The sequence below is a fragment of the Roseburia sp. OM04-10BH genome, from assembly GCF_003462605.1.
Classification (GTDB): domain Bacteria; phylum Bacillota; class Clostridia; order Lachnospirales; family Lachnospiraceae; genus Roseburia_C; species Roseburia_C amylophila.
The window spans coordinates 1-19777 of sequence record NZ_QTZI01000009.1 but is presented as its reverse complement, the minus strand read 5'-3'; the positions used below and the strand labels follow the sequence as shown (position 1 = coordinate 19777).

Sequence of the window (19777 nt, the reverse complement as noted above, 5' to 3'; positions counted from 1 at the left end):
AATGAAAATTAAGAAAGTATGCTAATTTAACATATGAATTGGTTTAAAAACTGATTTTTATCACATGGTCTGCCAAAAAGATAGCCCTGCAGATAATCAGCATGTATTTCTTTCAGCTTTTGATACCACTCTTCTTTTTCTATACCTTCTATACATATTTTGATATCTATACTATGTACCAGTTCAACTATTTTTTTTAACAGCTCAAAATCCCTTGTTTGACTCATAGCTTTTGCTGTAAAATGATTATCCAGTTTCACATAATTAGGATTCATGTTTACAATACAATGTAGATTCGAAAAACCTGTACCAAAATCATCCAGAATAAACTGTATTTTTTTCTCTTCGAATTTCTTCCGAAGCGTATAAAAATACGGTGTCATATCCGTATATCCGCTTTCTGTCAGTTCCGCACACAGGCTCTCCGGCGGAAGATTATATTGTTCTATAGACGAAAGTATGTCCTTCCAGATATCACTTTTCATCATCTGAATATAAGATATATTTACATTAACCTTAAATCCCGGTATATACTGCCGCATTTCATGGCACATTGCCGCAGCTTCATTTAATACAAATCTTCCAGCCGGAATAATAAGCCCGGTTTCTTCCAGTAATGGTATAAATTCCACAGGCGAGATACTTTCTTTTTTTCCACCTGAATACATGGAAAACCTCATAAGCGCTTCCGCACCAATTATATTTCCCGAGGAACAATCTATAATCGGCTGATAGTATACTTCAAATCCTTCAAATTCATTTGTCACGGCACCTCGAAGTGCACTTTTTATTTTCTCTTTTTTTAAAAATAACTTATAATCTTCTTTTTCAAAAAAATATACTCCGTTTCCTCCCATGGATTTTGCCTGTTTTAAAGAGAAAACCGCTATTTTACGATACTCGTCATAATATTTTAAGAGCTTCGTTGCATGAATAATTCCGGTAGATACTGTAAAAACCACCTTATATTTTTCAGAAATAATAAAATCTTCTATTTTTTTACATATTTCCTTCTGCAATAGCATAACATCATCTCTTGTATGGCTTTCCAGATCAACAATCATATACTCATCTGCAACAAGATGGTACAGCTGCTGGTTATCAGAAAGACATTCCTTGATACCGTCAGCAACACTTTTCAACACATAATTTCCATAATCTACGCCTAATGTACCATTAATCGCATTAAATCCATCAATCCCTATATGTATTAAAAATACTGACGAGCTGTCTTTTATATGGGAAGAAACAAAGGAATGCATTTCTCTTTCACCCAAAAGTCCGCTGACATTATCTGCCCACTGTATATTTCCAATTTCGTTTACACAGCCTATAAGATAATGAGGTTTTCCATCGTTATCATTGATTACCTTTCCACGGCAGTTAATCCATACCGGCATCCCTTCTTTATCAAGCCATCTGTAATGCAGATTGTGATTTTTTTCGTTTCCATCCGCAATCCGCTGTAAATGTTCCCTAATCATCGGGCGGTCTTCTTCATATACAAAATAGCGGACACTGTCGGCAGCATTATCAAATGAATTGCCCGGCATCTTAAAACGCTTCACCGCTGCCTGTGAAATGATAAGGGTATTTTTCTGTAAATCTATAATATAAAGATAGTCATCCATACATGGTGCAAATACTTCTATTAAATCTTCTGCTCCTATTTCCTTGAGCAGTCTGCGTATGTTTGTATCCATAGTATAAGTGCCTTTCTTATAAAATTTTTATACTGATAAACTTTCTATTCTGTGGTAGAAATTATAGCTGGAAATCATTATCGTATTATACTGTTTTTTCTGATTCTGCCAATTTAAATTTACGAATCATTTCACGCAGATTTTCTGATTCGCTGCTCATCTCCTGGCTGGCAGCTGCACATTCCTCAGATGTTGCAGAATTGGTCTGTACAACATCATTAATTTGTTCAATTCCTTCATTAATTTGCTGGATTTCTGTTGTCTGTGTTTCTAACGTTTCCGCAATATTTGTAACTTCTTCTGTAATTATTTTAGAGTTCTCTGCAACATCTTCCAATTGCGCCGCAGTCTGTCCTGCAATCACCATACCCTTTTCTACTGCCTTCACAGAGGTTTCAATCAACATTGCAGATTCTTTCGCTGCCTGGGCACTCTGGTCCGCTAACGAATTTACCTGATTTGCTACAACTGCAAATCCTTTTCCGGCTTCTCCTGCCCTTGCTGCTTCGATAGAAGCATTCAATGCAAGTAGATTTGTCTGGGAAGCAATTTCATTAATTGTTGCAATAATTTTGTCAATTTCTTTTGATGCTTCACTAATTTCATTCATGGAATCAACCATTTCATGCATCTTACCATTACTTTCTAAAATGGCATTTCCAAGCTCATCCACCCTTCCACTAATTTCTTTTGCAGATTTTGAATTATTTTCTACCTGTTCAGATACACCTGCAACTGTTGCTGTCAGTTCCTCTACTACTGCCGCCTGATTTGTAGCTCCATCTGCAAGATCATTAGAACTTGATGCTACCTGGTCTGCTGCACTTGAAACTTCATTGGAAACATTTTGAATTCCTTTAATCGTTTCTCCTATACTTTTTTCAAATTGCATAAAAGAATTTAAAATTCCGACAAAATCTCCCCGCCACTCTACTTCCGGTTTAACATCAAAATTTCCTTCTGCAAACAATTTCATTGCACGGTCAATATCGTCTACATAGCTTCCCAGGATACGGATTGATTTACGCATACTGTGTGCCAGTCTTCCAATCTCATCTTCTGAACGATAATCCAGTGTACTGTGTAAATTTCCTTCTGTCAGTTCCTTTGCGACATCCTCAACTGCCCGTAAAGGTTCAAGAATTGTATCCAGGACTTTTTTACCTGTTTTCTTTGTCAGTATCCATGCCAAAAATAAACACACTATAATACATACAATTCCTGCTATAGCAAAAGTAAATGTAGTTCTGGAAGCCCTGCTGCTCTCCTGGTCTGTCACATCATCTAATCTTATTGCGATTTCCACCGCTTTATTTAATGCAGGTGTGCAATCATTCATGATTTCATCAACTGCTTTTTCCTTATCACCACTTTTAATTTTTTCTATAATAGAATAACCAATGTTTCCCCAATCCGAAAGGGCTGATGAATATTCCTCATAATCTGAGTCAGGAATAATTCCGGTTCCCTTTAAATTTTTCAGTTCAGAATCAACTTCTTTCAGCAGCTTTTCTACTGTTTTCTCATAACCGGCATATGAAGAAGTATCATCATTTAATGCCATTTCCCTGATATTTCTTGCTGCCGCATTCACATTAATTCTACATATTTTTACTGCCTGATCTGCTACAGTAACATTTTCTATATAATGTACCATATTAGCAAATAAAACACCTATGACCACTATAGAAAGCAAGCCTGAAATTAACATCATAATAATGACTTTTCTGTAGCCATAGTTTATCCTTTCCTGCAGATGCATGTTTTCTAATTTACTTTTCATTTTATCTTTTTGTGAAAACATTGATTCTTATTTCCTTTCTCTTTATTTTAATTTTTTCTAGACCTTGTTATATCAGAATTTTTTCAAAAGTCAACGACTTTTCAGCTTTAATTTTCAAATTCTATTTTTTTGATAAAATTTAACACTTCCTGCTTTGGTTTTTCGTCATTTTTAAAGACAGCTATTTACAGTATTTTTCTATAAAAACGGCCGCACCATCTTCTATAGCAGCAAAAGCCATCTTATCGTCTGGCCATGATTTTCTGAGTGCCACATAAGAAATCAGAAAATTTGCAAGCCAGCCGGCCGGTACAGCAAGCCAGACAAATGCAATGCCAAAACGCGGTGCGAGTATCAAAGCAACTGACAGACGAATTGCAAGATTTACCATATTTGCAATGAGAAATGGACGCATGATTCCAAGTCCCCGAAGAACTCCGTCTGTTGCCATCTTGATACCCATGAAAATGAAAAAGAAGCCGAGCCATCTCATATAATCTCCAGACACCTGATATGCCAGCGCTGTTCCATCTTTACCCAGAAATAATGAGGAAATCTGTGTATGCAGTGTTTCAATGACTATAAAAGCAAGGACTGCAAAACATAAATCTAACACCAGTGCAGCGTGGTATCCTTTTTTTATACGCCCGATTTTCTTTGCGCCAAGATTCTGGGAAACATACGGAGAGACTGCATTGCCTATGGACACAAATATCAGTGAAAAAACATTCTCTACCCTCATCGTTGCCGCATAACCTGCAAGAGCCTGTGTACCAAACGGATTTACAACCGCCTGTACAATCATCATACCAATTGACACTGTTGACTGCTGGAGGACCGACGGTACAGCAATGCGGAGTATGGAATGTAATTCCCTCCCGTCAAACCAGCGAGCCGGACTCTTATACTGGCGTATCCGGTATAAAAAGATTAAAAACGAAAATACTGCCGAAATGCCTTGTGCAATAAGCGTGGCTAGGGCTGCACCGAATACGCCCAGACCAAGGCCTGCTACCATCCAAAGATCCATTATAATATTCAGAACAGAAGAAAAAATCAAAAGGCATAATGGAATCTTTGATTCACCGATTGAAGTAAACATCGTTGAAAGAATGTTGTACATAAACAGAAACGGAAATCCCACAAAATAAACACGAAGATATAGTACTGCTTCCTCCAGTATATCAGCGGGTGTCTGTAATAAGTCCATCATGGAACGTGAAAAACAAAAGCCAGTAACTCCCAGAAGTATACTAAGAACCAGAAAACTAATCAATGATGTTGATACGATTGTTTTCATTTTACTATAATCTCTGGCACCAAAATAACGGCTCACAAGTACACCTGCACCTACACCTGCACCAAGTGCTATACAAATGAATACATTCGTAAGGGCAGCACAGGCACCAACAGCCGCAAGGGCAGAAGATCCAACAAACTGACCCACAATGATTGAATCAGCCATATTGTAGACCTGTTGAAAAAAGCTTCCGAAAATCATTGGCATTGCAAAAACAGTCAGTGCTTTAAGGGGTGCATCTGTAATTAAATATTCATCTTTTGACATGATTTTCTTCCTCTGTAACTATTTTAAAGCACTATTACTACGGCATCAAGTCCCTCAACTTTTCCGTCAAACAGTTCTTCTCCAAGCAAATTATATTTTCCCTCATACTCATTAAATCTCTTCTCACTGCTGCTGCAGTTAAAAATCAATGCCATGGTCTCTTCACTATTTTTTCTAATCAGAACAATGGTTTCTTCCTCATCCCTTGTGATTGCCTCAATCAATTCACCTTCTACGATACATTTATATTTTTTTCGAACCTGTAACAGCTGTTTATACCATTCAAACATCTCTTTATCCTGGTATTCTTCATCCCAGTACATGCCACGTCTGCAATCCGGATCGTTTGCTCCCGGCATCGCATACTCATCTCCATAATAAATCATCGGCATTCCCGGCAATAACAATTGAAAAGCTGCTGCCAAATGCTGCTTTTTCTTATTATTCTTACATAAATGTAAAAATCTTGCTGTATCATGGCTGTCTATCAGATTCCACATAAGAGGATAACATTTCTTATTTAAGCGTCCTTTCAAATATCCAAGATTCTGTATAAACTGGCTGACCGTAATCTTTTCATCTGCAAGCAGATCTATCATATTCAGATAAAACGGATAATTCATGACCGTATCCCATTCATCTCCTTCAAGAAAATCTCCTGCATAATGCCAGATTTCTCCAATTATCAGCATATCTTTCTTTACTGCCTTAACTGCTTTTCTAAAATTCTTCCAGAAAAAATGACTGATTTCATCTCCTACATCCATTCTCCATCCGTCTATATCGCATTCCCTGATCCAATAGCATGCAACATCTGTAATAAATTTTTCAACTTCAGGATTTTTCAGATTTAATTTTGGCATTCCACCATAATAACCAAAGCATTTGAAGTTTGGAATCTCTCCCCTTTCACTTTTAAGTGGAAATTCATCAATAAAATACCAGTCCAGATATTTAGATTTATTTCCTTTTTCTAAAATATCTTCGAATGCAAAAAATTCCTTTCCTGTATGGTTAAACACCGCATCCATAACCACTTTCATTCCATATTCATGTGCTTTTTGTACCAGCTCTTTAAGATCCTCTGCTGTTCCGAATGAGGGATCTATCTGATAATAATCAATGGTATCGTATTTATGGCTTGAATTTGATTTAAAGATTGGTGTCATATATAAAACATCAATTCCAAGACTATGGACATAATCCAGATGTTCTATAATTCCTCTGAGATCACCATGCAGATTATCCATAGACGTAACCGGTGCTTTATACCATACTTCCTTGTCTACCGGCTGTGATGATGCAAAACGGGACGGAAAAATCTGATATACGACCTTATTTTCTGCCCACTTTGGCACCACAAACATTTCTTCCTCCCGTAGATTCTGCGGGCAGTCAAACATTCTGTCCCTGTTTGTAATACATTCCTTACTAAACTCATAATTGCCGTAATATACTTTTTCCCCCTGCATGTCCGTAAATTCAAAAAAATAACGGAGACATATCAAATGCATCTGTATCTGCGCTTCATAATAATCCTGAAACTGTGAGGTCGCAACCTTCTTCATTGGAATTGTCTTTCGCGTATCCTTCCATTCCATTGGTATATACTTATCCTCATAATGAAGAATTATTTCCTTTATATCATCTCTTTTTACCTGGATGCGTATCACAAATAAATCCTTATCTATTGCATAGCAGAATCTTTTGTCCATATCATGAATAATTGCAGAGTATTCCATTCATTTTCTCCTTTACATATTCTGTTTTCTTCTTTCGTATTACTTACTTTTTCTATATCTTAACGTGATAATCCTGGCTTGTCTATAGATAACTTCCTCTGCAGCTTGCCGATTGACAAAAATATCCGAATCTCTGTTATCCGTCTTTTATGTCAATGACATTTTCTCCTTTTCCCTGAACGAAAAAAATCACCCAGACTAGAATTTTTAATCTAATCTGAGTGATGCTTCGTCAGGCCTGTTTTCATCTCTGTAAAGCACCTTTCAGTGCTCGTCCGGTGCTCGGAGCACCCGGAGGATGTAACCATTCCGTTCCATCGAGTTCACACAGTTGGCCACCATTACGATTCAGCTTGTAACAATGATCACTTGGTTTTCTTATTAGATTAACTATATTATAACGTGCTGTAGGTCGGATGTCGATGATTTTTTGACCATATTTATTGTTTTATATGTTACTTCTCTATTAGTTCTGCAAACTAGAATTGAGATTTCATATATTCCAAAGGATTTAATAACTGTTATATTTTATTATCAAATATCTCTCAATCCCTTGAAAACACAAAGTTTATCGCAGGTGAGCTTTCCCTTATTGTTTCCCTTGCGTTATATCGTCCCACCAGTGTTTACGAACTCTGATAAGGGCAAAAACAAGGGCAAGAAAATTATATAAAACAGTATAACACAAAATAAAAGTGACATTGTGAACTGATTGAAATGCTTCTGATTTTTGCAACAAATGATTGATTTAACGATAAGGAGATTTAATACGATGAGAACAATATTTGCAGAATACAATCCCAAGCGCAACAGTATTGATGTTTACACCTCTGTTGGCTATATGCTCCGCATTGACTGTTCTCCCACCGCAAAGGATTGTATCAAGTGCCGCCCTAAATGTGTGCCGCGATCTCCGGCAGCTTCCCGCGTCCATGCAAACTCAATATCGGCGGTTTCCAGCCCGCAGCCGAAAGAGGACGCAAGCAGCTTCCCGTCTGTCTTTTCGGGATTTAAGATATAGTCTATCGCAGCCTTTAAGGTTGATTTAATAGGGTGCGTCTTTGTAACCGCCATATCTCGTCCACCGCCTTTTTAATGTCCTCTATATCCTGCCTGTAAACCGTCCCCGTCGCATTGGCGCGTTTTGCAATTTGGTTGATGTTCCGGCTCACCGCTTGCAGTTCCCGGATATATGCTTTTGTGTCGCTTCGGTCAACGACAAGAATATACCCGTCTATCGCCATTTTACGGAAGTATGCCCCATACTGCTTTATGGGAAGCTGCTTCATCTTCTCGTCGATCAGCCGCTTTTCTTCTTCCGTAACGTAAAACTTCATCTGTATATTTCTCTTTCGGTTTTCCATTTCCGCACCGCCTTTCGGTATAAGGGTTTGGGATTATCCCAACAAGCATTTTCCGCAAACGGGTACTCGTTTGCTGTGCTTGCTATCTACTCCATACCCCCACCGAAAGGCGGTATTTGTTGCGCGTTCCTTTGATTTTGGACGCAAAAAAAGATTGCAGCCGCCATGCGCTGCAATCTCCCGATTTCTCATATTGTGAGGTTAATCCTCTGCTTTTTCGACTTCCGTTATCTCCCTTGCTGTTGCGGTTACAATCCGTATGCCTTTATCGCTCATACCGTCCAGCAGCGCGTCAAGCTGCCGCCGCCCGGTGGATTTCTCCGCATTGCTGTTCGGGAAGAAAAATTGATCTACCGAAATATGATACCGGGTTACAAGGTCATAGAATACCTGTAAACTCGGCTGTTGTCCCTTGTTCTCGATATTCGCAAGGTAGCGCGGGGAAATATATAACTCGTCGCTTACCTTTTTGCGGCTCTCGCCGTATTCATTTCTCGCGGCTTTTATAGCTGCCCCGAAAGCCTTAAAGTCGTACAATGGTACGGGTCTTTTTGCCATTTTCATTCACCCTGTTACATTTTACAGTTCACCTTTCTTTTTGGATATGTCCACACAATTCATATCATTAGGTTAAATACTTCCTGTTGTGTATTGACAGTAGACTGATTTTCTGATAAAATAAAATTTATGTAAAAGGAGGTGGCGTTTATGTTGCATAGCATGCGTATTAGATAAGCATTGAAAAAAAGGATTTTCCCATTTTCAACATGGGCTTTTTTGTCATGCTTATTTTGCGGATGCTATACAAAAAACTAACGACGTATAGATATAGTATAGACATAGTGCAAGCTATGCCTTAGTTTTGTTGTACTGCTCTGTGCATTATAAATGCAGGTCAATGCTCATGTTGAGGATTGACCTGCATTTTTTTGTGTAAAAAGGACGAGTGAAATATAATGCTTAAAAAATATTGGATAAAATGTCCGATTTGTAACGGAAAGACGAGAGTTCAAGTATTTCATAATACTGTATTAAAAGATTTTCCTCTTTTCTGCCCTAAATGCAAATTGACGCATATCATTGATGTAGAAAAATTAGAGATTGTAATCAAAAATACAGAAAAACAAACTTTTATTATTTAGAAGAAAGGATATAAAAATGAAACGTTTACCTAAATATACGCCTGCGGAAGTACGGAATGATCCATACGGATTTACTTACAAAGAAATGTCGGAAGTTATTGGCGAGAATGAAGCAAAAGCCTTATATGAAGAATTATATAAGCAATTACCACGCAAAAAAAATCTATCAATGTTGGTAAAAAATATTTGCAAAAGCAGTGATACTGAAAAGTATGTTTACGAACTGAAAGACAACAAATACATTGAAACGGTTTTTATCAAGCGGCGAGATGGTGGAACTGTTTGCGTGAGCACACAAGTCGGTTGTCCTGTTGGTTGTATTTTTTGTGAGTCCGGGCGAAATGGCTTTGTTCGTAATCTAACATCGTCAGAAATCGTACAACAGATTATATTGTTGCGTCGAAAAGTAAACCGTATCGTTTTTATGGGTATGGGAGAGCCTTTATTCAATTATGACAACTTGATAAAAGCAATCCATATTCTCCGAGATAGATATGGGCTCAACTTTCCAACCGACGGCATTACCATATCAACAGTTGGTCCGGTCGATCAATTAAAAAAATTGCGCGAGGAACATCTTAAAATTCAGTTGACAATATCTTTACACGCAGCAACACAATCTGCAAGAAATCGTATTATTCCTCACATGCGCATATATGCTATTGAAGATGTTGTTAAGCAAGCCTTATCCTATTCTGAAAGGCATAATCGCAAAATTGTCTTTGCGTATTTGCTTTTACCGGGTATAAATGACCGGCCCTCAGATGTAAGACAACTTGCAAAATGGTTTCGGGGCAAAAAAGTTATGATTAACGTGTTACAATACAACCCAACAAGCAATTCAAGAATTAAAGCACCACAGAAACGGGAAATAGTTGCATTCAAACATCAATTAGAGCAAGCAGGACTTGAAGTTACTATGAGAGTTTCTCATGGCAGAGAGATTAACGCGGCTTGTGGACAGTTAGCTAACACATATAATAAATTCAAAAAAAAATGATTAAAAGTGCCAGACGCATAGACGCAGAGCCGATAACGCATTAGGTCAAAAAACCTATGTGTTATCGGCTTTTTTATTTAATATTGCGCAAAAGCCGCTGTTCCCTATTATAGAATGGATTGCGGGTAGTGTATTAAAGTCGCCCTTTTTTAAGGATACGGCGGTATCGGGGAGGTATCGCCGTGTCCATTTTTATTTACTGTAACCCGCCTAATGCTTTGCGGTCAAAAAAAGCTATGCTCCGCAAGCGGGATATTCCGGCTATGAATGTGAACTGTCAATACATTTAGCTACTGCTTACATTTCCTTTGCGCCCGTCCGCGTCTTGCGGACGGGCGCATTTTGCTTTTTTCAACTTTTTTCTGAAAAGCGCACTCAAGAGCCATCTCCCGAACGGGTACGGAGCGAAAGGGGCAGAGAGGACAAGCCCTTAACTCCCGTCCTCTACTCCACGCGGGAAGGAGGTGAACTCTATGGAGCTATCTTCTTCCGACAAGGAAAGAATACAACATCAGTACGACGCATTAGCAAAGAAAACTTTGGTCGGCGAAGCGAAAAGCCACCGCCGCACTCTTGCGAAACGCGCAGCACGCGAAGTTACTTTTTCGGATTTGAGCGAAAGCGAACTCGCGCAGCTTTTCACAACGGACGAATACGAAAGCGATTATTTCCGTTTTCAAGTGTCCGGCTTTGATGTACTCGTCAAAAATGAACTGCTTGCCGAAGCCCTTAACGCTTTGCCCGAAAGGAAACGCGACATTATCCTTTTGTCCTACTTCTTGGATATGAGCGACGCGGAAATTGGCGAACTGCTGAATGTTGTACGCACGACGGTTTTCCGGCACAGGAAATCCGCGCTTGCGAAAATCAAACAGTATTTGGAGGGAAAAGCAGATGATGAATACCGTTAGGAAGTCTGAAAATCTGTTGCCGTTCCCTGTCATTTCCGCAGCGGCAAACGGCGACACAACCGCCATGTGCGCGATCTTGAAGCACTACGAGGGTTACATAGCGAAACTTTGTACCCGCACGCTGAAAGACGACGCGGGCAATACCTATTCCTATGTGGACGAGGAAATGCGTAACAGGCTGCAAGTGCGCCTTATTACCCGCACCCTTGCTTTTCATGTAGGATAATCTTTTAGCCCATGCGGGGAGCGTGTCCCCTTTCCACGCTTCCCGTTATGGGCTATTTGTCGTTCCGCAAAAGCATATCCGCTGTTGATGTGCTTTTGCAGGCCGACAAAGCCTATTGTTCTTTGACAAAGAAAGCGGCCTTTGGTGCGCAGCATAACAGGCAAACGGGTACATTCCGTCTGTACCGAGCCAGTCGGCGGGTACGCCATGACAGCTTTTCCCCATAGGGGAAAAGCCGAGCGAGAACTACCGCGCCGTAAAACAGGTTTAGCAGCTTGTGGGCGACGACATACAAGGCGGCACAATGATACTCCCGCGTTGAACACCCTCAAAGTATTGCGCGGCGCACCCATAAGCATGGGCCGGGGTGAAACTCCCGTGAGGTTGCAGCTAACAACCGCCCGTTTTTGCCTTTTGACGAATATAGTTTATCCATACAGGAAAAGGAGGTTTTTCTAATGGATAAAAAACAGACAATTACAACCGAACGCAAAATAGGGAAAATCACCTATCTTGTTCAAGCGTTGCCGAGTGAAAAGGCAACCGATACAATCCATAAAAAGATTGAGAAACTCATTGTAAAGGATTTGCAGAAAAAGCCCGGAAATCCGGGATTTTTAGCGTCCGAGTAGTGCATTAGGCGGCGGGATATGGTATAATGATAGCAACACATTATACCTGTTTATTCGGCTGTCGGAAAGGAGGACTAATGTTACAGTCGAATAAAATCACCGCCCTTTACTGCCGTTTAAGTCAAGAGGATATGCAAGCCGGAGAAAGCGGAAGCATACAGCACCAAAAAATGATACTTCAACGCTATGCGGACGAACACCATTTTTTGAACACAAAGTTTTTTGTGGACGACGGATTTTCCGGCGTGAGTTTTGAGCGCGAGGGGCTGCAAGCGATGTTGCAGGAAGTGGAAGCCGGACGAGTGGCGACGGTCATTACCAAAGACCTTTCCCGTCTTGGCAGAAACTATCTGAAAACGGGCGAACTCATAGAGATTGTATTTCCCGAAAACGGAGTACGCTATATCGCGATCAACGACGGAGTTGACACAGCGCGGGAGGATAACGAGTTTACCCCCTTGCGGAACTGGTTTAACGAGTTTTACGCCCGCGACACAAGCAAGAAAATCCGCGCAGTTAAACAGGCACAGGCGCAAAAAGGCGAGCGCGTCAACGGGGAATATCCATACGGCTATATCCCAGACCCGAACAACCGCCACCACCTTATACCCGACCCGGAAACCGCGCCGATTGTCAAACAGGTTTTCGCTATGTTTGTTAGCGGCGTGCGTATGTGCGAAATCCAAAAATGGCTTGCGGAAAACAAAGTCTTGACGATTGGAGCGTTGCGCTATCAGCGTACAGGACAGGCGCGGTATCAGCGGGCAATGATCGCCCCCTATACTTGGCCGGACAAAACGCTCTATGACATATTAGCAAGGCAGGAATATTTAGGGCATACCATAACCGCGAAAACTCACAAGGTATCCTACAAGTCGAAAAAGACCCGGAAGAACGAAGAAGAACAACGCTATTTCTTCCCAAACACCCATGAGCCGCTTGTTGACGAGGAAACCTTTGAACTTGCGCAAAAGCGGATTGCTACCCGCCACCGCCCGACAAAAGCAGCGGAGATTGATATTTTTTCCGGCTTGCTGTTTTGCGCTGGTTGCAGACATAAGATGTATTACCAACAGGGCGTAAATATCGAGCCGCGCAAGTTTTCCTATTCTTGCGGCGCATGGCGCAACAGGGCAAGGACAGGCAGCGAGTGTACCTCTCATTATATCCGCAAAAACGTACTTCTTGATTTAGTGCTGGAAGATATGCGGCGGGTTTTGCGGTATGTTAAGGAACACGAACAGGACTTTATCTGTAAAGCTACCGAGTACGGCGACATGGAAGCGAGAAAGGCATTAGCGCAGCAGCAAAAGGAACTTTTCAAAGCACAGGCGCGTATGACCGAACTTGACACGCTTTTCCGCAAGCTGTATGAGGACAACGCATTAGGCAGACTGACAGATGAACGGTTTGTGTTTCTAACTTCCGGCTATGAGGACGAAAAGAAATCCCTTGCCGCAAGGATAGACGAGTTACAACAGCAGATCGCAACCGTTACCGAGCGAAAAAGGGATATATCAAGGTTTATTCAGATTGTCGGGAAATACAGCGACATACAGGAATTGACCTATGAAAACGTCCATGAGTTTATCGACCGTATTTTGATACATGAATTAGACCGGGAAACCAACACCCGGAAAATCGAAATCCATTATAGCTTTGTCGGACAGGTTGATACCGAGCAGGAGCCGACGCAAGTTGTCAACCATGACCGCCGCAACATGGTAGATGTAAAAAGTATCGCTATCTAACCCCAGCAAATGTCAGCCCCGTTATTTTATCCGTTTCCTCAATTTTAGCCGTTAGCATTATGATTGGATAAGTGTATTTCTTTCGGATAAGCTGGCAAAGTGAAAAGCCGTTCATATCCGGGAGCATAATATCCAGAATGGCAAGATCAATGTCGCCGCTTTCAATACACGACATGGCATCCGTTGCGCAGTAAAATTTATAAACGACGTAATTTTCGTTTTTCAAGTAGACCTCCAACAGATCCGCTATATCTTGCTCGTCATCTATAATCAATATCTTTTCAGACATATTTTCAACTCCTTTGCTCATATTTCCAATTAAGTATAGCAAATACAACATCTAAATTCACAATGGATTGCCTGAGAAATTATTAAGATTTTCCTAACTTTCGAATTTAGGCAACTCAAAATGCTAACGTAATTTACATATCAGTTTTTTATGTGTCATACATATTCTCCAATATACTTCCATATAATGCACAGATTGACTTCACAATTGCATGCCATGAAATATCAGCAGCATAAGAATAATTTTTTTGATATGTTTTCCATAAGGTCTCCATAACCGGACTTGATTCAATTTCATCAAATATTTCTCTTATATCCTCAGCTTCTATCAGGTCTAATGTTCCCCTTTTTTTGGCTGTAGCCACAAGTGCAGTCCATAAAACTTGTTTTTGGAGTTGTTCTCCATACAACTTTTGTAAAATATAAATATCATAAAAATCTCTCATTCGTGTATTTGTAACGTTTCGACTAACAACAGTTTCCAATTTTTCAGCCAATACCGTTTCCAGATTATATGCCCATACCTCAATAGTGCGGTCTTCAAGCATAAGATTAAATTTGTACTTGATTTCTCTTGGTGTAATTACATCCCCTGTAGAAATATCAATCTTTAATGGTGTGATTACACCATCAAATTTCGTTTCCATGCTTACACGAACACCAGGATAATCTGCTTCTTCCATGATTTCCGATATCCGTTTGACCCGAAATGAAACACCATCGTCCAGTGGAATTGATATAATTTGGGATATAATCATTTCTACATCCTCCACACTAACATTAGTGCCTTTTATGGTAGCATCCAGATCCATAGTAGCTCTGGCATCCAGACCAACCATTGCCGCCACAAGCATTCCACCTTTTAATATAAACTGGTTTTTATACTCTGATAAAGAAATTCGTTCTAAAAAACGTTCCATCATATAATTCCGCATCAAAATCTGTGCATCTGCGGATTTTTTCTTTGACATATTACGAATTAAATCCTTTAATTGTCTTGCCGTTGTTATCATCTAAAGTAACACCTCCAAATATGGTCTAAGTATGTTTTCAACATGAAACATAGCTGCGTATTTCATAAGCATCCGTAAGTTTTTATCCTTACGTTTTGCATATTGTTTCAATGCGTCTTGAAAGACCTGCATTTCAACATTTTTTCTGCTACGAAGCAGATCACAAATTGTTCTCTCCATGTCATAAACGGGAACGGAATGTCCGAATGATGTCTGCATAGCTATGATTCCTATTTCATGTAAATCCTTTTTTACTGTGTACACTTGAAAACCGTCTTCCTGCAAACGACTTGGATTATATCCAGTTCTTACTGTTATGGTGTATTTCAAAGGCTCTCTGTCCGTTAAATCATGAAAAAACAATGCAGTTTCATGAGAAAATACAGCTTGACCACAACGTAAATGCAAAAGGTACATTGCATCTGTCCACGTATCCGGCGATACATACACACCATGAGCAGCTTGTTCTAATCCTCGTTCCTTCACATATGCATAAAACACAGACTTACTAATTCCATTATTTAGAACTTGAAATGTCTGAATTGTCCCTCCACATTCACGCAACAACAAATCTAATTTTTCAAACTGAGTCATATGCTTTCTCCTTTCGTGCTAATATGATAATATATATTAGCACAAAAGTAAAGACATATAGTACCAATAAAATATCGGTATTTTTGTTTTAATGATATCCCCTTGTTTCTCGCCATCCCTTTACATACCACCTGATTCCAACATATACCAGTTGCACGAATAATAAGAGAAATAGCAGATTGATTGGCAATGTTGTCTTTATCCACTTCCCAAAGTAGATAGCTGTTGCCATGCTTATAAGTATTACCATTATGGTAATCATATCCCAACAGCACTTCTTATATAACTCTGCAATCTTTATCTCTATAAATGCTACAAGTATTCCAGCACCCACCAAACATCCACCGCAGATCAGTATTCTTATCAGCCAATATACAATTCCGGCAACGACAGGATTGGATATTCCATTACTAATCTGTGCCATGTTCTTTCCTATCAGTATAATCCACCCTGCAATGGTCTGTATAAAAGTGGCGATTGTATCAAAGAATACCACGCAATCAGAAATAAATATTTTTGACCGTATCATCTGAAAAAGAGTAGTTGATACGGAATACCATATCAGCAGAAACATCAATGCTTCATACATGGCTGTTTTTGTTTTATATCTGCCTGCCAGTTTTTCTCTCTGCGTATCATACTTTTCCTTGGCTTTCAGATAAGCTGTCAGGTTACAGTTCCCACACTTTTGATAGAGTACCGGCTTTTCAACCGGTATCTCTACTTTTTTCTGATGAGAGAGTGCATAGTCCCGTTCCTGTTCTACCTGCCTTAGCTTATCTTGACATTCCTCTGTCATGATTTCGGCAGCGTGCGTTTTCTCTTTCTCGCTCTGCAACAATTCTTTTGTTTTCCTCAAGTCGTTCTTTAAGGCTTGAATGTTCCCTGCTCTGTTCTCGCTGTTTAACCTCTCGTTCAAGGTCAGCGATTCGTCGAGCTGCATTTTCAGTTCCCGGATAGTCCTGTCTTTCTGGTCGAGTTCTTCCTGCATCTGCTCTGTCAGCAGAAGCAACTCTTCCAGTTGATCGTCGCTCTTTGAGTTTCTTAATTCGTTCATCAATCGACCTTCCTTTCTCTAATTGCTGTTCAAGTTCAACAATTCGCTGTTCTGTTTCTGCAATAGCCGGTTCTCGCTGTTTAATTTCTGTGCCAATTCCTGCCATTGCTGATTTTCGTCTGTGAGTTTCTGTATCTGGTCTGTCTTTTCTTCCAGAAGCATCAACAGTTCTTCTGTATTCGGCAAGATTTGTAGCAGCTCTGATAATTCGCTCTCTAATTGCTGCAATCGTTCTTCCTGCTCCTGAAAACACATCAGCTTCTCGTCCTTTTCCTGTATCTCCTGAAGCATCTCTGCCATGATATTCTGCTGTTCCTCTATCTGTGTAATCATTGCTTCCATCATGGGAATTACTTCTTTGCTTTCTTCTAATGTCATTCAACCACTCCCTCCACATCGACAATGCACCGGATACCTTACCAAAGGTTTCAATTACCTTTTGCAATAGTGCATTTTGTTTTTTAATCATCTGGTTTTCCTCTACCTTCCATGAACCATTCCATATCTGTCCGGTGAGATATTTTTCCTCAATCTTTCTTGCATCCGCACCCTCATGAATCGTAGGGATTTTTAATTTGCCCTGTCTTTCATAAGAGCGGTGGTCAATATGATTGTCTATGGATAAATGTCGGTTACACGTCTTAGCCCATTCGCTTCGCCATAACTCACAATTCTTTGGATTACTCCAGTCGGTAGCATCGGTCAGAACACGTTTCCATTGTTTTCTGTTTCTTGCCCCGACTTTCTGTACTCCGTTTTCATCAAGTACCGGAATACGGATTCCATGCCGGTCAGGATTTTTCTTATCCTGCCACCAGTCCGGGTGGGATTCATCAACCACGATATTTCCGTCAGTATCTCTGACAAAATCCCAGTCCTTGACTTCTTTGTTGCCCCATGAGTGATCTGGATTGAATGGTCGCATGGTTACAAGTAAATGCACATGTGGGTTCCCGTCGCCCTTATCGTGTATGCTCCAGTCGGCACACATTCCCTCGTCCACGAAAGTCTTTTGAATATATTCGGTTGTATAATCAATCTGTTCCTGTCTGCTCCATTCTTTCGGCAGGGAAAATTCAAATGAGCGTCCAAGCTGTGCATCTGCATTTTTTTCTATCTTCAATACCTCATTCCATAGACGCTGTTTCTGAAATGTGATTTTAAACTTTTCCAGTGCGGCATCTTTATCATCCGCTCTTTTATAACGGATAGACTGTTGAAACCTTTTTATATTTTCTTCCGGTACATGCAGCCATTCAGGAGGTGCATTTTCGCACATCATCAGACTGGTGTAGACGACTTCCTTTTTGGAAGTATAGTAACTGATTCTGCCTGTTTCCTCATTCTTCATCACATCTCCATTAAGATATGCCGATGCGGATATGACAGATTTTCCTTTACTGCGCCCGACAATCTTTACTGTAAAGTGAAATATCGCCATGATACGATTCCCCCTTTCTGCCGTATCCGGCATTGATTTCCGACAGCATCTTCTTCTGGTTTGGCAGAAGTGAAGCTGTCGGAACGCCCTCTGCGCAAGAGTGCCCCCTGCGGCATGAGCAGGTCTGGCTGAAAGCCCCGCCGACGGAACGAGCCCGGCAAGCGTAAGCGCAGACCGGTTGCCACTTGTGGCAAACTTATAAGGACGACCTCTGGTTGTCCATAAGTGCGCCCTTCATTCAAAGGCAATGAAGGGAATGGAAAAACCACTCCCTCCGCCATTACACTTCCTCCATATCTGTAAGTGGCTCTTTCTGCATCGCCTTTGAGAAAAACTTTCCGTTTGTTTCCTGCCTTTTTAAGAAGCCTATCAACTTTGGTAAATCTTCCTCCTCAATCGGACAGCCAAGAACCGATTCCACTGCGCCACCAATCTGACAGAGCCTATGGGTTCGTTTTTTACTTTCTTCCGCTTTCTTTCGCTTTTCCAGTTCCTTCCGCTGTGCAATGAGCTTTTTTGTAGCTTCAATGCTTTCCTGTTCCTTTTTCTCTAATGCACGTATTCTTTCTTCATAAGTCTTTGTTGATTTCGCCATATCGTCTTCATCCTTTCTTTTTCCGATAAACAACAGTTCCCGGTTGCATATCAGGAGAAGCACATGGTATAATCCTCTTGCGTGTAGGTATATCATGGCTTCGGTCTGATAGAACCTTTGGCGGTTTCTTAGGAAGCCGCCTTTTTAAGTTGCCACATTTCTTGTGACAGCTTTTACATTTCCTTTATCCCTCAGATCACGCCCCTCGTTGGCTTCCATGAACTTTTCCAGAATGTCAGTTTTAATAAGGACTTTTCTTCCGACTTTTAATACCGGAAGCTTCTTCCATTCAACCAGCTTTCTCAAAGTGTTTCTGCCAATTCCTGTATAGTCGGCTGCTTCCTCGATGGATAATGCAATCTTTCTTTCCGTCATCTTGTCACCTCCTATTAAATTGCATTATGCAATTTTTGTTGTGCTGTTAGTATAGCGGTTTTATATTGCGTTGTCAAGCGTTATGAAATTTTAAAATTAATCATTAGATTGCATATTGCAATTACGTGAGGTACATGATATAATTCATACATACCGAAAAAGGAGGCAATCAGCATGAAAGATAAAGAATTACGCAAGCTGATAGGTAGCAGGGCAAAACAACGTCGTCTGGAATTAAATCTGACACAGCCTTATGTTGCAGAGAAGATGGGAGTTACAGCTTCCACAATCCTGCGTTATGAGAATGGTTCGATTGACAATACCAAAAAGATGGTGCTGGAAGGTCTTTCGGAAGCACTTCATGTATCTATTGAATGGCTCAGAGGTGAAACCGATGAATACGAAACCGATATTACGGATAAGAAAGAATTACAGATTCGTGATGCAATGGGCGATATTCTCAAACAGCTACCTCTCGACCTTAGTAAAAAGGAAGATGCTTTTTCAAAAGATTTACTGCTGTTAATGTTAAAACAATATAACCTGTTTCTGGAATCATTCCAGTTTGCCTGCAAGAATTACAAGGGCAGCAC

At 40.3% G+C, this 19777-nt stretch carries 21 protein-coding genes and 2 pseudogenes; 8 read left to right on the top strand and 15 right to left on the bottom strand.

Translation table 11 applies throughout. The features are described 5' to 3' along the window. Window positions 1-26: 26 nt before the first annotated feature. The 4 genes from DXB43_RS09965 to DXB43_RS09950 form a co-directional block, all read right to left on the bottom strand. Complete coding sequence (locus DXB43_RS09965; RefSeq protein WP_117947461.1) at window positions 27-1703, bottom strand: EAL domain-containing protein; 1677 nt, start codon at window positions 1701-1703, stop codon at window positions 27-29. Between the two features lie 85 nt (window positions 1704-1788). Further along, window positions 1789-3507, bottom strand: a complete 1719-nt coding sequence (locus DXB43_RS09960; RefSeq protein ID WP_117947460.1) for a methyl-accepting chemotaxis protein — start codon at window positions 3505-3507, stop codon at window positions 1789-1791. A 160-nt stretch (window positions 3508-3667) separates the two neighbouring features. Continuing rightward, window positions 3668-5053, bottom strand: a complete 1386-nt coding sequence (locus tag DXB43_RS09955; RefSeq protein ID WP_117947459.1) for an MATE family efflux transporter — start codon at window positions 5051-5053, stop codon at window positions 3668-3670. A gap of 23 nt (window positions 5054-5076) precedes the next feature. Next, window positions 5077-6795 (bottom strand): glycoside hydrolase family 13 protein, encoded by a 1719-nt coding sequence (locus tag DXB43_RS09950; protein WP_117947458.1) that lies wholly within the window; start codon window positions 6793-6795, stop codon window positions 5077-5079. 772 nt (window positions 6796-7567) lie between these two features. Between DXB43_RS09950 and DXB43_RS15925 the strand changes: the two are divergent. Beyond that, window positions 7568-7672, top strand: a pseudogene (locus tag DXB43_RS15925) (DUF6061 family protein); the annotation flags it as partial. Here the strand turns inward: DXB43_RS15925 and DXB43_RS15920 are convergent. From DXB43_RS15920 to DXB43_RS09930, 3 genes are all read right to left on the bottom strand, one after another. Continuing rightward, entirely contained in the window at window positions 7633-7869 is a 237-nt protein-coding gene (locus DXB43_RS15920) for a relaxase/mobilization nuclease domain-containing protein (protein ID WP_416386143.1), read from the bottom strand. The pseudogene DXB43_RS15925 and the gene DXB43_RS15920 sit on opposite strands and share 40 nt — an antisense overlap. Beyond that, complete coding sequence (locus DXB43_RS09935) at window positions 7830-8159, bottom strand: plasmid mobilization protein (protein ID WP_002584958.1); 330 nt, start codon at window positions 8157-8159, stop codon at window positions 7830-7832. The genes DXB43_RS15920 and DXB43_RS09935 overlap by 40 nt, the downstream gene beginning before the upstream one ends. Window positions 8160-8360: 201 nt before the next feature. After that, complete coding sequence (locus DXB43_RS09930; RefSeq protein ID WP_002584957.1) at window positions 8361-8717, bottom strand: helix-turn-helix transcriptional regulator; 357 nt, start codon at window positions 8715-8717, stop codon at window positions 8361-8363. A 398-nt stretch (window positions 8718-9115) separates the two neighbouring features. On the opposite strand from DXB43_RS09930, the gene DXB43_RS09925 reads away from it, so the two are divergent. From DXB43_RS09925 to DXB43_RS09895, 6 genes are all read left to right on the top strand, one after another. Further along, window positions 9116-9301: a cysteine-rich KTR domain-containing protein gene (locus tag DXB43_RS09925; RefSeq protein ID WP_003431289.1), complete on the top strand. Its 186-nt coding sequence runs from the start codon at window positions 9116-9118 to the stop codon at window positions 9299-9301. 16 nt (window positions 9302-9317) lie between these two features. Further along, entirely contained in the window at window positions 9318-10301 is a 984-nt protein-coding gene (rlmN, locus tag DXB43_RS09920; RefSeq protein WP_002584956.1) for a 23S rRNA (adenine(2503)-C(2))-methyltransferase RlmN, read from the top strand. A 473-nt stretch (window positions 10302-10774) separates the two neighbouring features. Next, a complete protein-coding gene (locus DXB43_RS09915) occupies window positions 10775-11212 on the top strand; it encodes a sigma-70 family RNA polymerase sigma factor (protein ID WP_002604474.1) in 438 nt (145 codons plus the stop codon). Beyond that, entirely contained in the window at window positions 11196-11438 is a 243-nt protein-coding gene (locus tag DXB43_RS09910; protein WP_002604473.1) for a helix-turn-helix domain-containing protein, read from the top strand. Before DXB43_RS09915 ends, DXB43_RS09910 begins: the two co-directional genes overlap by 17 nt. A gap of 458 nt (window positions 11439-11896) precedes the next feature. Beyond that, entirely contained in the window at window positions 11897-12070 is a 174-nt protein-coding gene (locus tag DXB43_RS09900; protein WP_002604472.1) for a transposon-encoded TnpW family protein, read from the top strand. Window positions 12071-12147: 77 nt separating this feature from the next. Beyond that, window positions 12148-13821: a recombinase family protein gene (locus tag DXB43_RS09895; protein WP_002604471.1), complete on the top strand. Its 1674-nt coding sequence runs from the start codon at window positions 12148-12150 to the stop codon at window positions 13819-13821. Window positions 13822-13831: 10 nt separating this feature from the next. Here DXB43_RS09895 and DXB43_RS09890 read toward each other — a convergent pair. From DXB43_RS09890 to DXB43_RS09855, 8 genes and pseudogenes are all read right to left on the bottom strand, one after another. Next, window positions 13832-14110 (bottom strand): annotated as a pseudogene (locus tag DXB43_RS09890) (response regulator); the annotation flags it as partial. 148 nt (window positions 14111-14258) lie between these two features. Continuing rightward, the gene (locus DXB43_RS09885) at window positions 14259-15122 is read right to left on the bottom strand and encodes a nucleotidyl transferase AbiEii/AbiGii toxin family protein (RefSeq protein ID WP_003505363.1); all 864 of its coding nucleotides are present in this window, start codon (window positions 15120-15122) and stop codon (window positions 14259-14261) included. Beyond that, complete coding sequence (locus DXB43_RS09880; RefSeq protein ID WP_003505367.1) at window positions 15123-15716, bottom strand: type IV toxin-antitoxin system AbiEi family antitoxin domain-containing protein; 594 nt, start codon at window positions 15714-15716, stop codon at window positions 15123-15125. It lies immediately after the preceding gene. Between the two features lie 88 nt (window positions 15717-15804). Beyond that, window positions 15805-16515 carry a DUF6040 family protein gene (locus DXB43_RS09875; RefSeq protein WP_117947457.1) on the bottom strand — a complete coding sequence of 237 codons (711 nt, stop codon included), beginning with the start codon at window positions 16513-16515 and terminating at the stop codon, window positions 15805-15807. Further along, window positions 16493-18214 carry a MobA/MobL family protein gene (locus tag DXB43_RS09870; protein ID WP_117947456.1) on the bottom strand — a complete coding sequence of 574 codons (1722 nt, stop codon included), beginning with the start codon at window positions 18212-18214 and terminating at the stop codon, window positions 16493-16495. The genes DXB43_RS09875 and DXB43_RS09870 overlap by 23 nt, the downstream gene beginning before the upstream one ends. Beyond that, complete coding sequence (locus DXB43_RS09865) at window positions 18190-18495, bottom strand: hypothetical protein (RefSeq protein WP_005345966.1); 306 nt, start codon at window positions 18493-18495, stop codon at window positions 18190-18192. The genes DXB43_RS09870 and DXB43_RS09865 overlap by 25 nt, the downstream gene beginning before the upstream one ends. Then, complete coding sequence (locus DXB43_RS09860) at window positions 18495-18809, bottom strand: hypothetical protein (RefSeq protein ID WP_014080633.1); 315 nt, start codon at window positions 18807-18809, stop codon at window positions 18495-18497. The genes DXB43_RS09865 and DXB43_RS09860 overlap by 1 nt, the downstream gene beginning before the upstream one ends. Before the next feature lie 144 nt (window positions 18810-18953). After that, complete coding sequence (locus tag DXB43_RS09855; protein WP_003505382.1) at window positions 18954-19184, bottom strand: helix-turn-helix domain-containing protein; 231 nt, start codon at window positions 19182-19184, stop codon at window positions 18954-18956. 174 nt (window positions 19185-19358) lie between these two features. Here DXB43_RS09855 and DXB43_RS09850 point away from each other — a divergent pair. After that, window positions 19359-19777, top strand: a 419-nt coding sequence (locus DXB43_RS09850; RefSeq protein ID WP_147343687.1) for a helix-turn-helix domain-containing protein, incomplete at its 3' end; no start/stop codon positions are given.